Source organism: Actinotalea solisilvae, from assembly GCF_016464425.1.
In the GTDB taxonomy this organism is placed as follows: Bacteria; Actinomycetota; Actinomycetes; order Actinomycetales; family Cellulomonadaceae; genus Actinotalea; species Actinotalea solisilvae.
Window position 1 is genome coordinate 23183 of the sequence record NZ_JADDKQ010000019.1, and the last position, 18689, is coordinate 41871.

16 protein-coding genes are annotated in these 18689 nt (G+C 76.6%); 6 read left to right on the forward strand and 10 right to left on the reverse strand.

All coding sequences use genetic code 11. From position 1 onward, the window contains the following. Window positions 1–9: 9 nt before the first annotated feature. Window positions 10–576: a MarR family winged helix-turn-helix transcriptional regulator gene (locus JIG38_RS14660; RefSeq protein ID WP_307844949.1), complete on the reverse strand. Its 567-nt coding sequence runs from the start codon at window positions 574–576 to the stop codon at window positions 10–12. A 68-nt stretch (window positions 577–644) separates the two neighbouring features. Here JIG38_RS14660 and JIG38_RS14665 point away from each other — a divergent pair, with 68 nt between their 5' ends. After that, window positions 645–2867 carry an MMPL family transporter gene (locus tag JIG38_RS14665; RefSeq protein ID WP_233405060.1) on the forward strand — a complete coding sequence of 741 codons (2223 nt, stop codon included), beginning with the start codon at window positions 645–647 and terminating at the stop codon, window positions 2865–2867. Continuing rightward, window positions 2843–3871 (forward strand): Gfo/Idh/MocA family protein, encoded by a 1029-nt coding sequence (locus JIG38_RS14670; RefSeq protein ID WP_199424572.1) that lies wholly within the window; start codon window positions 2843–2845, stop codon window positions 3869–3871. The genes JIG38_RS14665 and JIG38_RS14670 overlap by 25 nt, the downstream gene beginning before the upstream one ends. Before the next feature lie 1118 nt (window positions 3872–4989). On the opposite strand, the gene ligD is transcribed toward JIG38_RS14670, so the two are convergent. From ligD to JIG38_RS14695, 5 genes are all read right to left on the reverse strand, one after another. After that, window positions 4990–6606: a non-homologous end-joining DNA ligase gene (gene ligD, locus JIG38_RS14675; protein ID WP_307844950.1), complete on the reverse strand. Its 1617-nt coding sequence runs from the start codon at window positions 6604–6606 to the stop codon at window positions 4990–4992. Between the two features lie 33 nt (window positions 6607–6639). After that, window positions 6640–7893 (reverse strand): hypothetical protein, encoded by a 1254-nt coding sequence (locus JIG38_RS14680; RefSeq protein ID WP_199424573.1) that lies wholly within the window; start codon window positions 7891–7893, stop codon window positions 6640–6642. A gap of 111 nt (window positions 7894–8004) precedes the next feature. Beyond that, the gene (locus tag JIG38_RS14685; protein WP_199424574.1) at window positions 8005–8226 is read right to left on the reverse strand and encodes a hypothetical protein; all 222 of its coding nucleotides are present in this window, start codon (window positions 8224–8226) and stop codon (window positions 8005–8007) included. Window positions 8227–8382: 156 nt separating this feature from the next. Beyond that, a complete protein-coding gene (locus JIG38_RS14690; RefSeq protein WP_199424575.1) occupies window positions 8383–8943 on the reverse strand; it encodes a YqgE/AlgH family protein in 561 nt (186 codons plus the stop codon). A 69-nt stretch (window positions 8944–9012) separates the two neighbouring features. After that, complete coding sequence (locus JIG38_RS14695; RefSeq protein ID WP_233405061.1) at window positions 9013–10305, reverse strand: flavin-containing monooxygenase; 1293 nt, start codon at window positions 10303–10305, stop codon at window positions 9013–9015. 39 nt (window positions 10306–10344) lie between these two features. On the opposite strand from JIG38_RS14695, the gene JIG38_RS14700 reads away from it, so the two are divergent. Further along, window positions 10345–11997 carry an LCP family glycopolymer transferase gene (locus JIG38_RS14700; RefSeq protein ID WP_199424576.1) on the forward strand — a complete coding sequence of 551 codons (1653 nt, stop codon included), beginning with the start codon at window positions 10345–10347 and terminating at the stop codon, window positions 11995–11997. Between the two features lie 27 nt (window positions 11998–12024). Here the strand turns inward: JIG38_RS14700 and JIG38_RS14705 are convergent, their stop codons facing one another. From JIG38_RS14705 to JIG38_RS14715, 3 genes are all read right to left on the reverse strand, one after another. Beyond that, the gene (locus JIG38_RS14705) at window positions 12025–13095 is read right to left on the reverse strand and encodes a DUF808 domain-containing protein (protein ID WP_199424577.1); all 1071 of its coding nucleotides are present in this window, start codon (window positions 13093–13095) and stop codon (window positions 12025–12027) included. Window positions 13096–13237: 142 nt separating this feature from the next. Then, a complete protein-coding gene (locus tag JIG38_RS14710; RefSeq protein WP_307844951.1) occupies window positions 13238–14413 on the reverse strand; it encodes a PQQ-dependent sugar dehydrogenase in 1176 nt (391 codons plus the stop codon). Then, window positions 14410–15201, reverse strand: a complete 792-nt coding sequence (locus JIG38_RS14715) for an SDR family NAD(P)-dependent oxidoreductase (protein WP_199424578.1) — start codon at window positions 15199–15201, stop codon at window positions 14410–14412. The genes JIG38_RS14710 and JIG38_RS14715 overlap by 4 nt, the downstream gene beginning before the upstream one ends. Before the next feature lie 109 nt (window positions 15202–15310). Between JIG38_RS14715 and JIG38_RS20335 the strand changes: the two genes are divergently transcribed. Both JIG38_RS20335 and JIG38_RS14720 read left to right on the forward strand, forming a co-directional pair. Then, window positions 15311–15997 (forward strand): TetR/AcrR family transcriptional regulator, encoded by a 687-nt coding sequence (locus tag JIG38_RS20335; protein WP_233405062.1) that lies wholly within the window; start codon window positions 15311–15313, stop codon window positions 15995–15997. A gap of 86 nt (window positions 15998–16083) precedes the next feature. Then, window positions 16084–17136: an FAD-dependent oxidoreductase gene (locus tag JIG38_RS14720; protein ID WP_307844952.1), complete on the forward strand. Its 1053-nt coding sequence runs from the start codon at window positions 16084–16086 to the stop codon at window positions 17134–17136. A gap of 19 nt (window positions 17137–17155) precedes the next feature. Here the strand turns inward: JIG38_RS14720 and JIG38_RS14725 are convergent, their stop codons facing one another. Then, window positions 17156–17623, reverse strand: a complete 468-nt coding sequence (locus JIG38_RS14725; RefSeq protein WP_199424579.1) for a MarR family winged helix-turn-helix transcriptional regulator — start codon at window positions 17621–17623, stop codon at window positions 17156–17158. 55 nt (window positions 17624–17678) lie between these two features. Here JIG38_RS14725 and JIG38_RS14730 point away from each other — a divergent pair, with 55 nt between their 5' ends. Then, window positions 17679–18626 (forward strand): alpha/beta fold hydrolase, encoded by a 948-nt coding sequence (locus JIG38_RS14730; RefSeq protein WP_233405063.1) that lies wholly within the window; start codon window positions 17679–17681, stop codon window positions 18624–18626. The last annotated feature ends 63 nt before the right edge of the window (window positions 18627–18689 follow it).

Here is an 18689-nt window from a genome sequence, read left to right on the forward strand (position 1 = left end):
CCGGTCACGCTACCCCGCGTCCGGCGGCGGGTCCTCCTCGCCGAGCGCGCCACGGACGTGGGCGCTGAGGTCGGGGTCGTCGGGTCGCGCTCGCTGGGCGAGCATCACGGCGAGGATCGCGCGCAGCTGCTCGACCTGCGTCGGCGACAGCCCGCGGATGCTCATCTGCTCCGCGACCCGCGGGTCGCCCGCCTCGGCGAGGGCCCGGCGGCCGCTGGGGGTGAGCACGACCTCGTAGCGACGGCGGTCGAGGCTGTGCGCACGGCGCTCGATGTAGCCCGTCCGGTCCAGCCGCCCGATGATCCGGCTCATCGTCTGCTCGGTGACGCCCGACGCCTGGGCCAGCTCGCGCTGCGAGCGCGGTCCGCCCGCGAGCAGGTAGAGGACGGGCAGCGAGGCGTGGTTGAGGTCCCACCCGGCGAGGTGGGCGTTCCAGTCGCGCTCGATCCGCCGGGCGACGGCCGAGACCAGGCGGCCGGTGGGCCACTGGCCCGTCGGGCGCGGCTGCCCCGGCGGGGTGACGGGTCCCGGCTCGGCGGACGCCGACGAGGCGTCGGTCGCGCGTGCCTGGCCCACCACCGGACGACCACCCCGCATTCCGCTCGAGTTGTGCCTCCAGGCTAGCTGTGGCGATGATACTCAGCATGCTGAGCAAATCGGGTGGGCGTCGTGGCGGGTTCCTGCGCGGGCTGGGGGTGCTCCTCGTCCTGCTGGTCTGGCTCGGCCTCGCCGGCGTGGGAGGGACCTCCATCGGGAGCCTCTCGGACGTCCAGGAGAACGACGCCGCCTCCTTCCTGCCGGACGGCGCCGAGTCCACCGAGGCGGCCGCGGCGGCGCAGGACTTCAGCGAGGACGCCGTCCTGCCCGCGCTCGTCGTCGTGCGGGGGGACGGCGCGCTCGACCCCGAGCAGCTCGGCCTGGTGCAGGGGTTCGCGGCCTCGCTCGCCGACCTCGAGCTCGAGGACGGCACGCCGCTCACGGACCTCGTGGTCGCGCCCCCGGTGGCCTTCCCGTCCGAGGACGGCGAGGCCGCGCTCGTGACGATCTCCCTCGACGCGGACCGCGCGAACGAGCAGATCGGCGAGGAGCGCGTCGTCAACCTCGTCGTCGCCGAGCTCCGCGCCGCCGTCGACGAGGAGCTCGACGGCAGCGGCCTCGAGGCCTACGTCACCGGTCCAGCCGGCTCCATCGCCGACCTCGTCGAGGCCTTCGGCGGCATCGACAGCCTGCTGCTGCTCGTCGCGCTCGTCGTCGTCTTCGTCATCCTCGTGCTCGTCTACCGGTCGCCGGTGCTGCCGTTCGCGGTGCTGTTCACGTCGCTGTTCGGGCTCGCCGCGGCCGCGCTGGTCGTCTACCAGCTCGCGAAGGCCGACGTGCTCGTGCTCAACGGCCAGAGCCAGGGGATCCTCTTCATCCTGGTCGTGGGCGCCGCGACGGACTACTCGCTGCTCGTCGTCGCGCGGTACCGCGAGGAGCTGCGCCGCGTCCTCTCGCCCTACGCCGCGGTCCGCCGCGCCCTGCGCGCGTCGGTCGAGCCCGTCGCGGCGAGCGCCGGGACCGTCATCGCCGGGCTGCTCTGCCTCCTGCTGTCCGACCTGCGCTCGAACTCGAGCCTCGGCCCGGTCGCGGCCGTCGGCATCGCGGCCGCGTTCCTCGCGTCCATGACCCTCCTGCCCGCCCTCCTGCTCGTCGGGGGCCGGCGCGCGCGGTGGGTCTTCTGGCCGCGCATCCCGCACCCGGACACCACGCTCGGCGCGTCCGACGACGCCGCCCTGCCGGCCGCGACCGACGAGCCGCTCGAGCACCTCGAGGCCCGCTCCGGCCTGTGGGGGCGCGTCTCGGCCCTCGTCGGGCGCCACCCGCGGCGGGTCTGGCTGTCGACCGCCGTCGTGCTCGCCATCGCCTGCGCGTGGGTGCCGACGTTCGAGGCGGAGGGCACCGGGGAGAACGACATCTTCCTGTCCGAGGTCGAGTCGGTGACCGGCTACGAGGTCCTCGCCGACCACTTCGACGCCGGTCAGGTGCAGCCCGTCACGGTGCTCGCGGACGAGGCCGACCTCGAGGGCGTCGTCGAGGCGGTGACGCAGGTGGACGGCGTCGCGGCCGCCCAGGCGGTGGCGCAGGGCGGCGGCGGGGGCCGTCCCGCCGACCCCACGGCACCGCCGCTCGTCGTCGACGGGCGGGTGCTCGTGGAGGTCGTCACCGAGGCTCCGTCGGACTCGCAGGAGGCGACCGCCGTCGTCGAGCGGATCCGCGAGGCCGCGCACGACGTCGCGCCCGGGTCCCTCGTCGGCGGCGCCGCCGCCGAGCGGCTCGACACGCAGGTGACGAGCGCGCGCGACCTGAGGGTCATCGTGCCGACGGTGCTCGCCGTGATCCTGCTCGTCCTCGTGCTGCTGCTCCGGGCCGTCGTCGCGCCCGTGCTCATCGTGCTCGCCAACCTGCTCTCGTTCGGCGCGACGCTGGGCATCGCGGCGCTCGTGTTCGAGCACGTGCTCGGCTTCCCCGGGGCGGACGCCTCGGTGCCGCTCTACGCCTTCGTGTTCCTCGTGGCGCTGGGGATCGACTACTCGATCTTCCTCATGACCCGGGTGCGCGAGGAGTCGCTGGTCCACGGGACGCGCGAGGGCGTGCGTCGCGGGCTCGCGGTGACCGGCGGCGTCATCACCAGCGCGGGCGTGGTGCTCGCCGCGACGTTCGGCGCCCTCGCGGTGCTGCCCCTGCTGTTCCTCGTCCAGCTCGCCTTCCTCGTCGCGCTCGGCGTGCTCATCGACACGCTCGTGGTCCGCACGCTGCTCGTCCCCGGTCTGGTGCACGACCTGGGTGCGGCATCCTGGTGGCCATGGCGGAAGGCGATGAGGGACTGAGGCTGCGGGTCGGCGTCGTCGGGTACGGCGACGCGGGCCGCGGGATCCACGCGAGGCTGCTGCGCGAGGCCGGGCACGTCGTGACGCACGTCGTCACGCGCGACCCGGCGCGCGCGCAGGGCGCCGCGGAGGACTGGCCGGGCGTGGGCGTGCACGACGACGTCGCAGGGCTGCTCGCGGCGCCGGGGCTCGACGTCGTCGTCGTCGCGTCGCCGACGGGGCGGCACGTCGAGCACGCGCTCGCGGCGCTCGAGGCGGGCGTGCCGACGGTGGTCGACAAGCCGCTCGCCGTCGACCGGGCGGGCGCGCAGCGGCTCGTGGACGCGGCCGAGGCGCGCGGCGGGCGGCTCACCGTCTTCCAGAACCGGCGGTGGGACGACGAGCAGCGCACGCTGCGGCGGCTGCTGGCCGAGGGCGTGCTCGGGGACGTCCACCGCTTCGAGCGGCGCTGGGAGCGCTGGCGGCCCGTGCCGAAGGACCGCTGGAAGGAGAACGCCGTCGGCGAGGGCGGCGGCCTTTTGCTCGACCTCGGCGCGCACCTCGTGGACTCGGCGGTCCAGCTGTTCGGGCCCGTGACCGCGGTCCGGGCCGAGCTGCGCGCGCTGACGACCCCGACCGAGGACGACGTCTTCCTCGCGCTCACCCACGCGGCCGGCACGACGAGCCACCTGTGGGCCGGCGGCCTCGTCGGGGCACCCGGCCCGCGCACGCGCGTGCTCGGCTCGCGGGGCGCCTACCTCGTGACGTCCTTCGAGGGGGAGGCGACGCCGTTCGAGGCGCTGGACCCGGGCGAGGGCATGGAGGGGTGGCTCGTGCACGGCGACCAGGCCGTGCCCGTGCCCCGCGAGCCCGGCGGGCACGCGGACTTCTACCGCGCCGTCGCCGCGTGGCTCCGCGAGGGCGCGCCCGTGCCCGTCGACCCGCGGGACGCCGTCCGCACGGCAGCGGTGCTGGACGCGGCCCGGCTCAGCGCCGAGAGCCGCCGGGACGAGCCGGTCGGCTGAGCCCGGGCGCCGCGTGGGCGTCGACCTGTGGACGACGCCCACGCGCCCCCTCGCCGTGGTGGCATGGCGCCGTGACCGCCGCCGTGACCGACGCCGCAGCCCTCCACGCCGATCCCGGCGCCGAGCCCGAGGGCCTCACGGACGCCCTCGAGCACCTGGGGCTGCGCCCCGCGGGCCCTCTCGGGACGGGGTCGGGCGGAGCGGTGCGCAGCGCGCTCGCGCCCGACGGCACGCGCTGGGCGGTGAGCGTGCTCCCGGTGCGCTCGGCCACGCACGGGGGACGCCTGCAGGAGCGCGCCTCGCGGCTCGCGCACGTGGACCACGAGCACCTCGCGCGCGTCGGCGCGGCGGTGCCGCTGCCGGACGGCCGGCTCGCGGTGCTGCACCGTGCGGTCGAGGGCCCCGACCTGGCGACGCTGCTCGCGGCACGGCCGCGCTGGTCGGCGGGGGCGGTCGTGACGGTCGTCGTCCCACTCGCGCGCGCCCTCGCGGCGCTGCACGCCGCCGGGCTCTCGCACGGGGACGTGGCCCCCGGCAACGTCGTCGTCGGCGCCGGCCGCCCCGTGCTGGTCGACGTGCTCACGGGCGACGACCCGCTGGAGCAGGGCACGCCGGGGTTCGCCGCGCCGGAGCGCGCCCGCGGGGCGAGGCCGCCCGGCGACGTCCACGCCCTCGGCCGCCTCGGGCTCGCCCTCCTCGGCCCCGACGGCGGGAGCCCGCGCCACCCCGCTGACCCGGCCGGACTGCCGCCCGCGGGCGGCGGGCCCGGGGACGAGACGGAGCGCGGAGCCGGTGACGTGGCCGTGCTCACGGCGCTCCTGCGTGCGGCGTGCGACCCGGACCCGACGCGGCGGCCGGAGGCCGCCCGACTCGCGGCCGACGTCTTCGCCGCGTGCCCGCCCGAGCCGGTGCCCACGGTGGACCCGGCCGTGGGGGGGGGGGGGGGGGGGGGGGGGGGGGGGGGGGGGGGGGCGGGGGGGGGCGCCCCCCCGCCCCCCCCCCCCCCCCCCCCCCCCGGGGGGGTGGGGGTTGGGGGCGGTGGGGGTTGGTCCCCCCCCCCCCCCTCGACGTGAACCAGCGACCTCGGCGAGAAGGGCGGGGGCGGTGGGGCCGACGGGTCAGGTGAGGGGCGGGAGGGTCTGGCCGGGTTCGAGCACCCCGCGGAAGGGGTCGCCGCGGTCGGCGAGGCGGTCGAGGACCGTGCGGATCGTGAACGCGTCGGGGCGGAGCCACTCCTCGTCGAGCTCGTCCCAGGTGATCGGCGCCGACACCGGCGCCCCGGCCGCCGCGCGCGGGCTGTACGGGGCGACGAGCGTCTTGTTGATCGCGTTCTGCGTGTAGTCGAGCCGCGCCTGGCCGCCACGGTCGCGCACCTCCCACCGCCAGCTCACGAGGTCGGGCACCACGGCGCCCACGGTCTTCGAGAGCCGCTCGACCCACGCGCGCGCCTCGTCGAAGCCCGGCCTGACGGCGATCGGCACCCACACCTGGATGCCCCGCCGCCCCGTGAGCTTGGGGTACGCCCGCACGCCGAGGTGGGCGAAGGCGTCGCGGTGCAGGCGCGCGAGCAGGACCACGTCGTCCCACGCGGTCGACGGGCCCGGGTCGATGTCGACGAGCGCGTAGGTCGGGTGGTGCGGGTCGGCCGCTCGGGACGTCCACGCGTGCCACTCGAGGGCCCCGAAGTTCGCCGCCCAGACCAGCGCCGCGGGCTCGTCGACGACGAGGTAGGTCGTGCTCTCGCCGTCGTCGGCCTCGGGGTTGTCCCAGCGCGGCACCCACGCGGGCGCGTGCGAGGGGAGCTGCTTGTGCCAGAACCCCTTCTTGGCCGCGCCGTCGGGGTAGCGGTGCATGTTGAGCGGCCGACCGCGCAGGTACGGCAGGACGACGGGTGCGATGCGCGCCGCGTAGCGCACGAGCTCGCGCTTGGTGACGTCCGGCTCGCCGTCGCGACCGGGGAAGAGCACCTTGTCGAGGTTGGTCAGGCGCAGGCTGCGGCCCAGGACCTCCCACGTGCCGCCCGCGCCGAGGTCGTCGAGCGCCGCGAGCTCGTCGTCCGTCGGGCCCGCGGGCACCGGCGGGTGGAGCTCGATCGACGCCTCGGCGGCGGGCAGGTCCGAGCGCCACAGCCGGTCGGGGTCGGCCTTCACCTCGTCGTTGGTGCGGCCCGAGACGACGGACGTCGGGTGGTCCTCGGCGTCCCAGCCCTCGACCGCGTGCTCGTCGCGCTTGTGGAGCAGGAGCCACTGCTCCTTGCCGTGCTCGTCGGCCTCGCCGCGGCGCACGAGCACGAGGCGCCCGCGCAGGCGCTCGCCGTGCATCTCGGCGTGCAGCTCGCCCGCAGCGACCGCGGCCACCGGGTCGTCGGTGCCGTGGGGCTCCCACGTGCCCCGGTCCCACACGATGACGTCGCCGCCGCCGTACTCGCCGGAGGGGATGACGCCCTCGAAGTCGGCGTACTCGAGCGGGTGGTCCTCGACGTGGACGGCCATCCGCCGCGCCGCCGGGTCGAGCGTCGGGCCGCGTGGCACGGCCCAGCTGGCGAGCACGCCGCCCATCTCGAACCGCAGGTCGTAGTGCAGCCGGCGCGCGCGGTGGCGCTGGACGACGAACCTCAGGGCGCCGTCGGGCTCCGGCTCGGGCGGCCCGCCGGCCGGCTCGGCCGTGCGGCTGAAGTCGCGCATCGACCGGTAGGTCTCGAGCTCGCCCGTGCGCGCGTCGCGCTTCCTCGCCACCCGGCCACCCCCGTGCCGCTGCTCGTGCCGTCCCTAGGGGTTCGACTCTCGCGCACCGTGGAGCCCGACGCCCGACCAGTGCCACAGCCAGGCGACCCAGACGATCTGGGCGACCATCGAGCCGATGATCAGCGCGGTCCGGTAGGCCTTGGAGCTCGACGCCATCGACGCCGCCAGGAACAGCGGGAACGTCGGCATCATGAGCCGGAACAGCGACCCGTTGGGCGCGATCGTGCCCAGCAGGTAGAAGAGGTAGACGGCGGTCCAGAGGTACATCAGCGCGCCGAGCCGACGGACGGTCCTGGTCGCCATGACGACGACCAGCCCGAGCCCGAAGAGGATCGGCGCGAGCAGCCCGAAGGGCCGCCCGAACAGCCGGATCCCGATGTTGAACCACAGCTGGCCCGGCAGCGGGTGCTCGTCGCCGCGCCACGCGCCCTCGGTCTGGAAGTACGCCGTGAGCTCGCCGGTCGTCACGGCGGCGACCGCCGGCCACACGAACGTCGCGAGGCCCGAGACCGCGGTGAGCACGCCGAGGCCCCACCACCGCCGCGCGTCGACCGGCTCGCGGTCGCGCCGCATGAACCAGCCGATGCCCAGCAGCAGCAGGGTGAGCGCGAGCGGGGCCGCCATCGGCCGCGTGACGCTCATGACGAGCACGAGCGGGACCGCCGCGTAGTACCGGTGCTGGAGCACGAGCAGGAAGATCCCCACGAGCAGGAGCATCCCGAGGGACTCGCCGTAGCCGAACTGCAGGATCGGCGCGGCCGGCTGGAAGGAGAACAGCGCGACCGCGGTGAGCGCGACCGGCGCCGTGGCGCGCGTCGAGAACAGCCGGAACAGCACCAGGCACAGCGCGAGGCTCGCGATCGTCGCGATGATGGGCGCGCTGTACCGGAAGTCCACGCCGGTCACGGCGTGCACCAGGCGGGACAGCCCCGGGAGCATCGGGTAGAACGCCCACTGGTTCGTCTCGACGTGCCCCTCGGCGTCCCGCGGCAGCGGGGACGGATAGCCCTCGTCGTAGATCTTGTGGTACCAGCCGGCGTCCCAGCCGTCGATGTACTCGAAGTACCCGGGCCGCACGGGCGACCACGGGTTCTCGGCCTGCATGCGCGCGACCGTGAGCACGACGAGCACCGAGAAGACCCGGCCGAGCGCCCACACGATGCCCACCTGCTGCCACCAGGGGCGCGCGGTGAACCACGCGAACGCCCGGGCGAAGCCGCCGAGGACCCTGTCGGCCGCGGTGGAGGCCGTGGCCTCGATGCGCGCAGCAGTCACCATGGTCACACGGTAGGGCCACGGGCCGTCCGGCCGGGTGTCCGGCTCATGTCCGGGACGTCTCGTCCCCCGGCCGGCGAGGCCGTGCGTCCCCGGCCTCGCGACCGGGCGGGCTCAGCGGTGCTGCGCGGACCGCCGGTGCAGGGGCAGGTGCGGCAGGTGCGGCGTGTGCCGACGCTCCTGCCGGCGGGTGCCGGCGCCGCGGGCGTCCGTCGCGCACTGGATCTCGAGGCGCTGCTCGAGCCGGCGCATCTGCTGGCGGTAGATCGTGAGGTACAGGTCGGGGTGCACGGGGATCTCCTGCGCGTCGTCGGGCAGGCGGGTGGTGGCCGCCATCGGCCCCCGGGACGGGTTGCGCCCCGTGGGGCCGGCGGGCCGGGTGACCGGTCCGCACCACCAGCGTTCCACCGGCGCCACCGTCCCGTCCGGGACCTGTGGGTGAGATATCCGGGACCTCGGGCCCCGCGCCCAGGCGGCCGCCCCGGGTGGCCGTCAGTTGAGGCGCGGGTCGTCCGGGAAGGTCGAGACGATCGCCATGGCGCCGCCCTGGCGACGCAGCACCTGGCGCCAGAGCACCGCGGGGTCGGGCGCGATCGCGTCCGACGGGAGCGCGGGCACGACGTACCAGTCCCCCGCGGCCACCTCGGCGTCGAGCTGCCCCGAGCCCCAGCCGGCGTGGCCGGCGAACACCCGCAGCCCGAGCAGGCCGCCGAGGACGTCGGGGTCGCCGTCGAGGTCCACGAGGCCGAAGGCAGGCGAGATCCGGGTGACCGGCGCGGGCGGCTCCGTGCCCGCGCGCAGCGTCGCGACGCCGAGCGCGCCGTCGAGGCCCACGGGACCGCCCTGGAAGAGCGTCGCCGGTTCGCTGACGACGTCCTGCCACGAGGGCAGCACGGCGCCGAGGTCCACGCCGAGCGGACGGTTGAGCACGACGCCGAGCGCGCCCTCGCGGTCGTGGTGCAGCAGCAGGACGACCGACCGGCGGAAGTTCGGGTCCTCGAGGTGCGGCACGGCGACGAGGAGGTCGCCCGGGGAGAAGGCCTGCCGCACCATGCGTCCCATCATCGGCCCCGCGGCCGTCGCTCGCGACGCCGCACGCCGTCCCGCCGCCCGCGGCCGCGGTCAGCGCTGCGCCACCCCGACGGACGGAGCCCCGGCCCCGGCCCGCTCGCGCGCGATGGCGCGCGCGATCCGCACCGCGTCGATCCGCATCTCCCGGAGCATCCCGCTGATCGGGTTCGTGAAGCCCGTGACGTACAGCCCCGGCGCTCCGGGCGCCGTCCGGGCGCCGCGCGCGCGGGGCAGCCCGCGCGCGTCCAGGACGCCGAGCCCGCCGAGCAGCGACTCGAGACCCGGCCGGTAGCCCGTGGCCGCGACGACGACGTCGGGCGTCACGCGGGCGCCGTCGGCGAGGACCACGGCATCGGGCTCGAAGCCGACGACGGCAGGCACCGGCTCGACGCGGCGCGCGCGCACCGCGGCCACCAGGCCGACGTCCTGCAACGGCACCGTGCCCTGACGCACGCGGGTCGCGACGCCGACCGTCGAGCGCGGCAGGCCGTACGCGGTGAGGTCCGGCACGCCGAGCCGGGTCACGACCACCCCCATCCGGTCCACGAGCGGCACGGGGAGGTGGCGCACGAGCACGCCCGTCGCCTGGGCGGGCCACCCGGCCGTGCTGCGCCGCACGATGTTGGGCGCCGTCCGGAACGAGAGCCGCACGCGCGCCGCGCCACCCTCGGCCAGGTCGACCGCGATCTCGGCCCCCGTGTTGCCCGAGCCCACGACGAGCACGTCCCGGCCGCGGAACGCGGCGGGCGCCCGGTAGTCGCGTGCGTGCAGCAGCGTCCCCGGCCACGCCTCGACGCCGGGCCACGCCGGCACCGCCGGGACGTGGTTGTAGCCGGTGGCGACGACCACGTGGGGCGACGCGAGCGGCTCGCCGTCGCCGGCCGCCTCGGTGCCCTCGAGCAGCCACCGGTCGCCGTCGCGCACGACGGCGGTGACCTCCACGCCGGTACGCACGTCGAGCCGGTGGTGGGCCGCGTAGCGCTCGAGGTAGGCGACGACGTCGTCGCGGCTCACCCAGCGTCCCGCCGACCGGGGGATCGCCAGCCCGGGCAGCGCGGACATGCGGCGCGTCGTGTGCAGGTGCAGCCGGTCGTAGTGGCCGCGCCACGACGACGCGACGACGTCGGCCCGCTCGAGCACGACGGCCGGGACGCCCCGGCGGCCGAGGGCCGCGGCGGCCGCGAGGCCCGCGGGCCCGGCGCCGACGACGAGGACGGGTGCGGCGACGGCCGCGGCGTCGGGAGCCATGCCCCTTCCTACCGCGCCGCCCGGGCCCTCGGACAGGCTCACGGGCAGGCCCGGCCCGAGGGCGTCGACCGCCCCCGCGGCCCTCCCCGCGGACATGCCGTATCCACGGTGTCCGGTTCGTCCCACAATGGGGCGATGAGGCCGCCCCCCGGGGACGCGCCCGACGCCACGTCGGGCCGGTTCGGCGTGCTGGTCGTGGGCGGGATGAACCTGTGCCGCTCCGCCGCCGCCGAGCGGCTCCTGCGCGCCGGTCTGGAGGGGGCGCCGGGCGCCGACGCGATCGACGTCGCGAGCGCGGGGACGCACGCGGCGCTCGAGCAGCCGGTGCCCGAGCCGCTCGTCGAGCTCCTCGCGGCGACGGGTGCTCCGGCGGACGGGCACACGCCCCGCGAGCTGACCATCGAGCTCGTCCAGGACGCCGACCTCGTCCTCACCGCGAGCCGCGAGGAGCGCGCCGAGGTGGTCCGCCGCGTGCCGGCGGCGCTGCGGCGCACGTTCACCCTCCCCGAGCTCGCGCGCGTCGCGCGGTCGCTCGGGCCCGAGGCGCTGCCCGACGGCGACGCGCTCGAGCGTCTGCGCGCGCTCGTCGGGGCGGCGGGGCCGCAGCGCGGGCGGACGGCGCCGCTCGACCCCGTCGAGGACGACGTCCCCGACCCCTTCGGTCACGACCGCCGCGCCTACGACGAGACGTTCGCCGAGCTCACGGCCGCCGTCGGAGCGGTCGTCGCCACCGTGCGTCCCGTGCCCGGGCCCGAGTCGGACGAGCCGCCCGTGGTCGTCCCGCCGCGACCGGCCGTGCGCCGCCGCCGCCGGCGGCGCGACGTCGCGCTCGTCGTCCTCGCGTCGCTCGTCGTCCTGGTCGTCGCCGTCACGACCGCCTCGCTCGTCGCGCTGGACCGCCTGGACGACCGCATCGAGCGCTTCCCCGACCCGTTCGCGGGGCTGCCGTCCCGGCCCGCGCCGGCCGAGCCCGAGGTGCCCGCCGGCGAGCCGGTCGCCGAGCCCGTGACGATCCTCGTGCTCGGCTCCGCGGACGACGTCGGCTCCGGTCCCGAGGCCTGGGCGGAGGCCGCCGAGGTCACCGACGTCGTCCTGCTCGCGCGCGTGGCCGCGGACCGGGAGAGCGCGCAGGTCGTGGCGCTGCCGCCGGACCTCGCGGCGGGCGACCCTGCCGCGGGCGACGACGCCACGCTGCGGTCGGCGTTCGCCGAGGGCGGGCCGGCCGGCGCCGTCCAGGCCGTCGAGCAGGTGACCGACGTGCGCGTGGACCACGTGGCGCTCACGGACGCCGCGACGTTCGCGCGGCTCACCGACGCGCTCGGCGGCGTCGACCTGGCGGTGCCCGAGGCCGTCGTGGCGGGCGGACGCGTCGTCGTGCCCGCGGGCGAGCACCGGCTCTCCGGGGAGCAGGCGCTGCTCCTGGTCCACGGCTCGGCCGACCAGGGCTCGCGCCCGCTGCGCGCGCTCGCCTGGCTCGAGGCGATCCTCGACCGCGTCGCCGACGACGACGTGCGCGGCAACCCCACGAGCTGGCCGCTGCTGCTCGACGTCGTGTCCGGCTCGGTCGCCGTCGACGAGGGCCTCGACCGCGCGACGATGGTCGGGCTGCTCGCGAGCCTGCGTCAGCTGCGGCCCGACGACGTCGACGTCGTCGCGGCGCCCACGAGCGAGGCGGCCGGCGGCGAGGACGTCGTCCTGCCGGACCCCGCCCCGTTCGCCGCGCTCATGGAGGCGCTGCGCACCGACACGGTCGGCGAGCACGTCGACACCCTCGAGGCGTCGGGCTGACCCCCGGGTCCCGCGCCCCGGACGGCGCTAGTGCGCGGGGCCGGGCCCCGGCGCCTCGGTGTCGCTGCGGCTCGCGGCGCCGTGGCCTGCGATGTCGTCGTCGGCCGCGGCGCCGTGGCCTGCGGCCTCGTCGTGGGCCGCAGCGCCGTGGGCGGCGGCGTCGCCGTGGCCCCCGCGGCGCGGGATGACGTGCATGACGGCGACGACGACCGCGCCGACGAGCAGGCCGATGACCGCGGAGGCGAGCGTGTTGACGAGCCACGCGAGGAAGCCGCCGATGCCGCCGACGTCGTGCACGGCCTCCTCGAGGTGGTGCACGAGCTCGTAGGGCGCGTGCCAGCCCAGCTCGTCGACGCCGACGAGGAGGATGTGGCCGCCGACCCACAGCATCGCGACGATGCCGACGGTCGAGAGCACGCTGAGGACCTTGGGCATGGCGCGGACGAGCAGCCGGCCGGCGGTCGCGACGCCGCCGTGGCGGGTGCGCGCGAGCCGCAGGCCGATGTCGTCCATCTTCACGATGAGGGCGACGACGCCGTAGACGAGCACGGTGATGCCGAGGGCCACGACCGCGAGGATCACGGCGCGCGAGACGAGCGGCTCGTCCGCCACCTCGTTGAGCGCGATGACCATGATCTCGGCCGAGAGGATGAAGTCGGTGCGGATCGCGCCCGAGACCATCGTCTTCTCGGTGTCGGGGCCGACGGCCGCGGCCGGGACGGCCTTCGCGTGCTTGGAGTGCCCGCTGACGAGCTCCCAGATCTTCTCCGCGCCCTCGAAGGCGAGATAGGTGCCGCCGATCATGAGGATCGGTGTGAGCAGCCAGGGCAGGAACTGGCTGAGCAGCAGCGCCGCGGGGAGGATGAACAGCAGCTTGTTGCGCAGCGAGCCGACGGCGATCCGCCGGACGATGGGCAGCTCGCGATCGGGGGTGAACCCGTGCACGTAGCGCGGCGTCACGGCCGTGTCGTCGATGACGACGCCCGCCGCCTTCGCGCTCGCGCGACCGGCTGCGGCGCCGACGTCGTCCACCGAGGCCGCGGCGAGCTTCACGAGCGCGGCGACGTCGTCCAGGAGCGCAGCAAGACCGCCGGGCATCAGATCTCCCTCATGAGCTCACGTGTCAGGTGACGGGCGGCGGGGGCCGCCGGCCGGTCGTCGCCGGCGCCGTCACGCGGCAACACTACGGGCCGTCGATGGCGTCCGCGCGAGGGGCCCACCGGGCGCCGGGCCGGGCTGCTCAGCTCTCGACGAGCTCGACACGCAGGATGCGGTCGTCCCCGGGTCGGGGCTCCGTGCCGCCCCACGTCGCCCCGTCCGTGTTGGACGTGACGACCCAGAGCGAGCCGTCGGGCGCGACCTCGACCGTGCGGAGGCGGCCGTGCTCACCGGCGAGCCAGGCGACGGGGTCCCCCGTCACGCGGGGCCCGTCGACGGGGACCTGCCACAGGCGCTGCCCTCCCAGGGCCGCCGTCCACAGGGAGCCGCGCGCGTAGGCGACGCCCGACGGGGACGCGTCGTCCGGGTGCAGCGTGACGAGGGGAAGCTCGCCGTGGCCGCCGACCGTGCCCTCCGACGCGGGCCACCCGTAGTCGACGCCGGGCCGCAGGACGTTGACCTCGTCCCACGTGCGGTGCCCCAGCTCGGACGCGTACGCGGTGCCGTCGGGACCGAACGCGATGCCCTGGACGTTGCGGTGGCCCGTCGAGTAGACGGGCGTGCCCGAGGGGTTGTCCGCGGGCACCGAGCCGTCGGTCGCGATCCGCAGCACCTTGCCGTTGAGCGAGTCGGGCGTCGCCGCGTTCTCGGGCTCGAAGGCGTCGCCCGTGCCGATCCACAGGTGACCGTCGGGCCCGACGACGACGCGGCCGCCGTGGTGGCGGTCGGCCGTCTGGATGCCGTCGAGCACGACGCGCTCCAGGCTGAGCGAGCGCAGGTCCTCGCCGACCCGCAGCGCGACGACCCGGTTGGTCGGCGCCGAGGAGACGTAGGCGTAGAGCGTCCGGTCGTCGGCGAAGCCGGGCGAGACCGCGATGCCGAGCAGCCCTCCCTCGGCGCTGACCTCGACCCCGGGCACCGTGCCGACGACCCGGGCGGGGGTCCCGTCGCCCCGCACGTGGAGCACCTCCCCCGTGGACCGGCTCGAGACGAGAGCCGTCCCGTCGGGCAGGAAGGCCAGGCCCCACGGCATGACGAGCCCGCTCGCGACCTCGGCCACGGCGCCGGGGACGACTCGGGCGCCCGCCGCGGACGCGGGCGCGGCGGACGCGCTCGGGACCGGCGTCGGCCCCTCGGCCGGCGTCGGCGGCGGCGTGCACCCGGCGAGCCCGCCGCCGACCACGACCGCGAGCGCGACACCGGCGACCCGGCCGGGTCGCGCACGTCCGGCGGGGCGGCGCCCGTCCACGCCGCTCACAGCCGCTGCCCGCCGGAGATCTCGATCCGCTGCCCGGTGATCCAGCCCGTCCCTCCGGTGAGCAGCGCCGCGACGGCGGCACCGACGTCGTCGGGCAGGCCGGGGCGCCCCATCGCGGTCATCGAGGCGACCGCCTGGTTGACGGCCGGGTCGTCGCGCACGACGCCGCCCGCGAAGTCGGTCTGCACGGCGCCCGGCGCGATGGTGTTGACGGCGATGCCGCGCGGGCCGAGCTCGAGCGCGAAGTAGCGCGCGAGCGCCTCGACCGCCGCCTTCGCCGCCGCGTACGCCCCGTACCCGCCCGGCAGCGTGAACCGCGTGAGCCCGGTGGACGTGAACAGGATGCGGCCGCCGTCGCGGATCGTCGGCAGGAGCGCCTGGGTGAGGAACAGGGGTCCGCGGACGTGGATCGCGAGCAGCTCGTCGAGCTCGGCCTCGGTGGTCTCGGCGAGCGGCCGGTGCAGCCCGGTGCCCGCGTTGTTGACCAGGTGGTCGACGGTGTCGCGGCCGAAGCGCTCGGGAAGGACGTGCGCCAGCTCGTCGACGAACGCGGGGATGCCCGCGGTGGTCGACGTGTCGAGCGGCAGCGCGACGGCGCGGCGACCCGCGTCCTCGACCTCGCTGACGGCGGCGCGCGCCTCCGCCTCGTTGCTGCGGTAGGTGAGCACGACGTCGACCCCGGCCTGCGCGAGGTGGCGGACGCTGCTGCGGCCCAGCCCGCGGCTGCCGCCGGTGACGAGCGCGAGGAGGGCTGCGGACGAGGGTCGGGCGGTGGTCGTGGCGGTCATCGTGGCTCCTTGGTATCGGCGATAACATCAACGTTACCGAATCGCCGATACCTGTCAAGAGTTAGCGTTGGCAATATCAGGGGGAGCCAACGGTGCTACCGTGCGGCGCATGCCGACGACGACGCGCGACCGCATCCTCGAGGCGGCGACGCGCCTGCTCGACGAGGGAGGGCCGGACGCGATGTCCACGCGCGCCGTGAGCGCGGCGGCCCGCGTCCAGGCGCCCGCGATCTACCGGCTCTTCCGCGACAAGCAGGGCCTGCTCGACGCCGTCACCGAGCGGGGCTTCGAGCAGTACGTGGTCGCGAAGACCACCCGCGAGCGCGCCGAGGACCCGGTCGACGACCTGCGCCGTGGCTGGGACCTCCACCTCGAGTTCGGCCTGACCCACCCCGCCGTCTACACCGCGATCTACGGCGTCCCGCGACCCGGCGAGCCGTCGCCGGCCGTCCGGCGCTCGGACGAGATCCTCCTGGGCATCGTGCGCCGCATCGCCGCGGCCGGCAGGCTCCGGGTCGACGAGGCGACCGCCGCCCGCGTCGTGCAGGCCGCCGGCCGCGGCACCACGCTGCTGCTCCTCACGCAGCCGCCCGACGAGCGCGACCTGCACGTCGCCGAGGTCACGCGCGAGGCGGTCGTCGCCGCGATCACCACGGACGCGGCACCGGGCGCCGGCGCCGAGCCCGTCGCCGTCGCCGCCCGCACGCTGACGGCCGCCCTGCCGGGGCTGACACGCCTCACCGAGCCCGAGCGCGCACTGCTGGCCGAGTGGCTCGGCCGGATCGCCGAGGGCTGACGCCGCCTCCGTCGTCGCCGCGCCTCCGGTGCGCTGATGCCGCGGAAGAGTTCCCCGCGCACCGGCGTTGCCCCGACGTGGAGCCCGTGCTGCAGTCCGTCGTCGTCGGGGCCGGGCAGGCCGGCCTCTCCGCGGCGCACCACCTGCTCCGCCTGGGCCTGCGCCCGTGGACCGACGTCGTCGTCCTCGACGCGAACCCCGCACCCGGCGGCGCGTGGCAGCACCGCTGGGACACGCTCACCATGGCCGACGTCCACGGCGTCGCCGCGCTGCCCGACGACGCCCCACCGCCGACCTCGCGCGAGCGCGCGAACGCCGTCGTGCCCGCGGTCTTCGGCGACTACGAGCGGCGCCAGGGCCTCCCCGTGGTGCGCCCGGTCCGCGTCGACCGCGTCGAGGACGACGGCGCCGGGCTGCTGCGCGTCACGGGGTCCGGGCGCACGTGGACCACGCGGACGCTCGTCAACGCGACGGGCACGTGGGAGCGGCCGTTCGTCCCCGCGGTCCCGGGCGCCGGCACGTTCGCCGGACGGCAGCTGCACACCCGCGACTACCGCGGGCCGGACGAGCTCGCCGGCCTCCACGTGGTCGTCGTCGGCGGCGGGCTCTCCGCGGTCCAGCTCCTCGCCGAGCTGAGCGAGGTCGCGTCGACGACCTGGGTCACGCGCCGCGAGCCCGTGTGGCGCACCACGCCCTTCACGCCCGACGAGGGACGCGCCGCCGTCGCGCTCGTCGAGGAGCGGGTGCGGCAGGGTCTGCCGCCGCAGAGCGTCGTGAGCGTCACGGGACTCATGCTCCGCGCGCAGGAGCGCGCGGCTGCCGCACGCGGCGTGTACGCCGACCGGCGGCCGATGATCTCCTCGATCGAGCCCGACGGCGTCGTCTGGCCGGACGGCAGCCGGCAGCGCGCCGACGCGATCCTCTGGGCGACGGGCTTCCGGCCGGACGTCGGCCACCTCGCGCCGCTGCGCCTGCGCGCGGCCGCCGGCGGCATCCGCCTCGACGGCACGACGGCGGTCCGCGACCCGCGCGTGCAGCTCGTCGGCTACGGGCCGTCGGCGAGCACGATCGGCGCGAACCGCGCCGGCCGCGTCGCCGCGCGCGCGGTCCTCGACCGGCTCGGCGCCGTCGCGGCCTGAGCGTGCCCGCGGCGGCTCGTCAGAGGTCCTGCGCGACCCATCCCGGGGCCTCGAGCCGGACGGGCGTGTCCCCGACGACGACACGGAGCTGCTCCTCGAGGAGGGCGAGCGCGTCCGCGCCCAGGGTCGCGGCGAGCTCGCGGTGGAGCCGGTCGAAGACCGCCTCGCCCTCGCGCATGACCTCGTGCCCCAGCGGCGTCACCTCGAGCCGCTTGCGGCGGGCGTCGCGGGGGTCGGGGGCGGTCGCGACGTAGCCGCGGTCCACGAGCACGGCGATCGTCTTCGCGGCGGCCTGCTTGGAGACCGACAGGCTCCGGCCGAGCGCCGACGCGCTGTCCGCGCCCGCGACGATCGCGCGCATCGCGAAGTCGTGGACCGGCCGGACGTCGTCGTACCCCCGGTCGGCGAGCTCACGGACCACGGCGTCCACGAGGGTGCGGTAGCTGCCGAGCAGGAGCAGCGCCAGCTCGGCGCCGGATCGGGACATGAGGCTCAGGCTACGGCCGCCGCCCGATCGACATCCGTCAACCAGGTTGTCTATAATGGTCAACCAGGTTGTCTTCAAGGAGGTCGTCATGGTCGTCCAGCAGCAGTCCCACGTCGAGGGGCTCACCCACCACCGGGCCGCAGTCAACGGCACCGAGCTGCACTACGTCTCGGCGGGGTCGACGGGCTCGCCGGTCCTGCTGGTCCACGGGTTCCCGGAGACGTGGTGGGCGTTCCACGAGGTCGTCCCGCGCCTCGCGACGCGCCACCGGGTGGTCGCGGTCGACCTGCGGGGCTTCGGCGACTCGTCGCACGGCGACGGCCCGTACGACAGCGCGACGTCGGCCCAGGACCTCCACGAGCTCGTCGCGCACCTCGGTGCCGGGCCCGTGCACCTGCTCGCGCAGGACATCAGCGGCGGCACGGCCTTCCGCCTCGCCGCGACCCACCCGGAGGACGTCCGGAGCCTCACCGCGGTCGAGATGGGGCTCGCCGGGTTCGGGCTCGAGGCCTTCGCCGACGTCCGGGCCGGCGGCTCGTGGCACATCGGCGCGCTCGCGACCCCGGGCGTCGCGGACCTGCTCTTCCCCGGGCGCGAGGAGGAGCTGCTCCGCCGCTGGGCGTTCGGGCCGCTGACCGCCACGCCCGACGCCGTCGGTCCCGACGACGTCGCCGAGCTCGCGCGCGCCTACGCGGTCCCGGGCGGCTGGCGCGGCGCGTCCGGCCTCTACCGGTCGATGCTCACCGAGGGCGACGAGCTCCGTGACCTGGCGGCGACCCGGCCGCTGACGATGCCGGTGCTGGCGGTCGGGGCGGGGGGCGGCCCGTTCACGGCGGCGACCCTCGCCCAGGTGACGCGCGGCGAGGTCGCGCAGGCCCAGCTCGACGGCGTCGGGCACTACGCCGCGCTCGAGGCGCCCGACCGGCTCGCGGCGGCCGTCCTGGAGTTCGTCGCCCGGGTCGACGCGGCGACCGCGCCGCCGGCGCCGTCCTCCCAGGGGTGAGCCCGGGGCCCGTCGTGCGCTTGCCGTTCCGGCAACGGGACTTGTCACCGGGGCGCCGCGGCG

Bases quoted from the DNA above. Each gene is read 5' to 3' on its own strand.
- JIG38_RS14690 (WP_199424575.1), bottom strand. From the start codon at position 8,943: ATGGTGCGGCAGGCCTTCTCCCCGGGCGACCTCCTCGTCGCCGTGCCG.
- JIG38_RS14670 (WP_199424572.1), top strand. From the start codon at position 2,843: ATGGCGGAAGGCGATGAGGGACTGAGGCTGCGGGTCGGCGTCGTCGGG.
- JIG38_RS14680 (WP_199424573.1), bottom strand. From the start codon at position 7,893: ATGGTGACTGCTGCGCGCATCGAGGCCACGGCCTCCACCGCGGCCGAC.
- JIG38_RS14695 (WP_233405061.1), bottom strand. From the start codon at position 10,305: ATGTCCGCGGGGAGGGCCGCGGGGGCGGTCGACGCCCTCGGGCCGGGC.
- JIG38_RS14715 (WP_199424578.1), bottom strand. From the start codon at position 15,201: ATGACCGCCACGACCACCGCCCGACCCTCGTCCGCAGCCCTCCTCGCG.
- JIG38_RS14700 (WP_199424576.1), top strand. From the start codon at position 10,345: ATGAGGCCGCCCCCCGGGGACGCGCCCGACGCCACGTCGGGCCGGTTC.
- JIG38_RS14685 (WP_199424574.1), bottom strand. From the start codon at position 8,226: ATGGCGGCCACCACCCGCCTGCCCGACGACGCGCAGGAGATCCCCGTG.
- JIG38_RS14725 (WP_199424579.1), bottom strand. From the start codon at position 17,623: ATGTCCCGATCCGGCGCCGAGCTGGCGCTGCTCCTGCTCGGCAGCTAC.
- JIG38_RS14730 (WP_233405063.1), top strand. From the start codon at position 17,679: ATGGTCAACCAGGTTGTCTTCAAGGAGGTCGTCATGGTCGTCCAGCAG.
- JIG38_RS14705 (WP_199424577.1), bottom strand. From the start codon at position 13,095: ATGCCCGGCGGTCTTGCTGCGCTCCTGGACGACGTCGCCGCGCTCGTG.
- JIG38_RS14665 (WP_233405060.1), top strand. From the start codon at position 645: ATGCTGAGCAAATCGGGTGGGCGTCGTGGCGGGTTCCTGCGCGGGCTG.
- JIG38_RS20335 (WP_233405062.1), top strand. From the start codon at position 15,311: ATGCCGACGACGACGCGCGACCGCATCCTCGAGGCGGCGACGCGCCTG.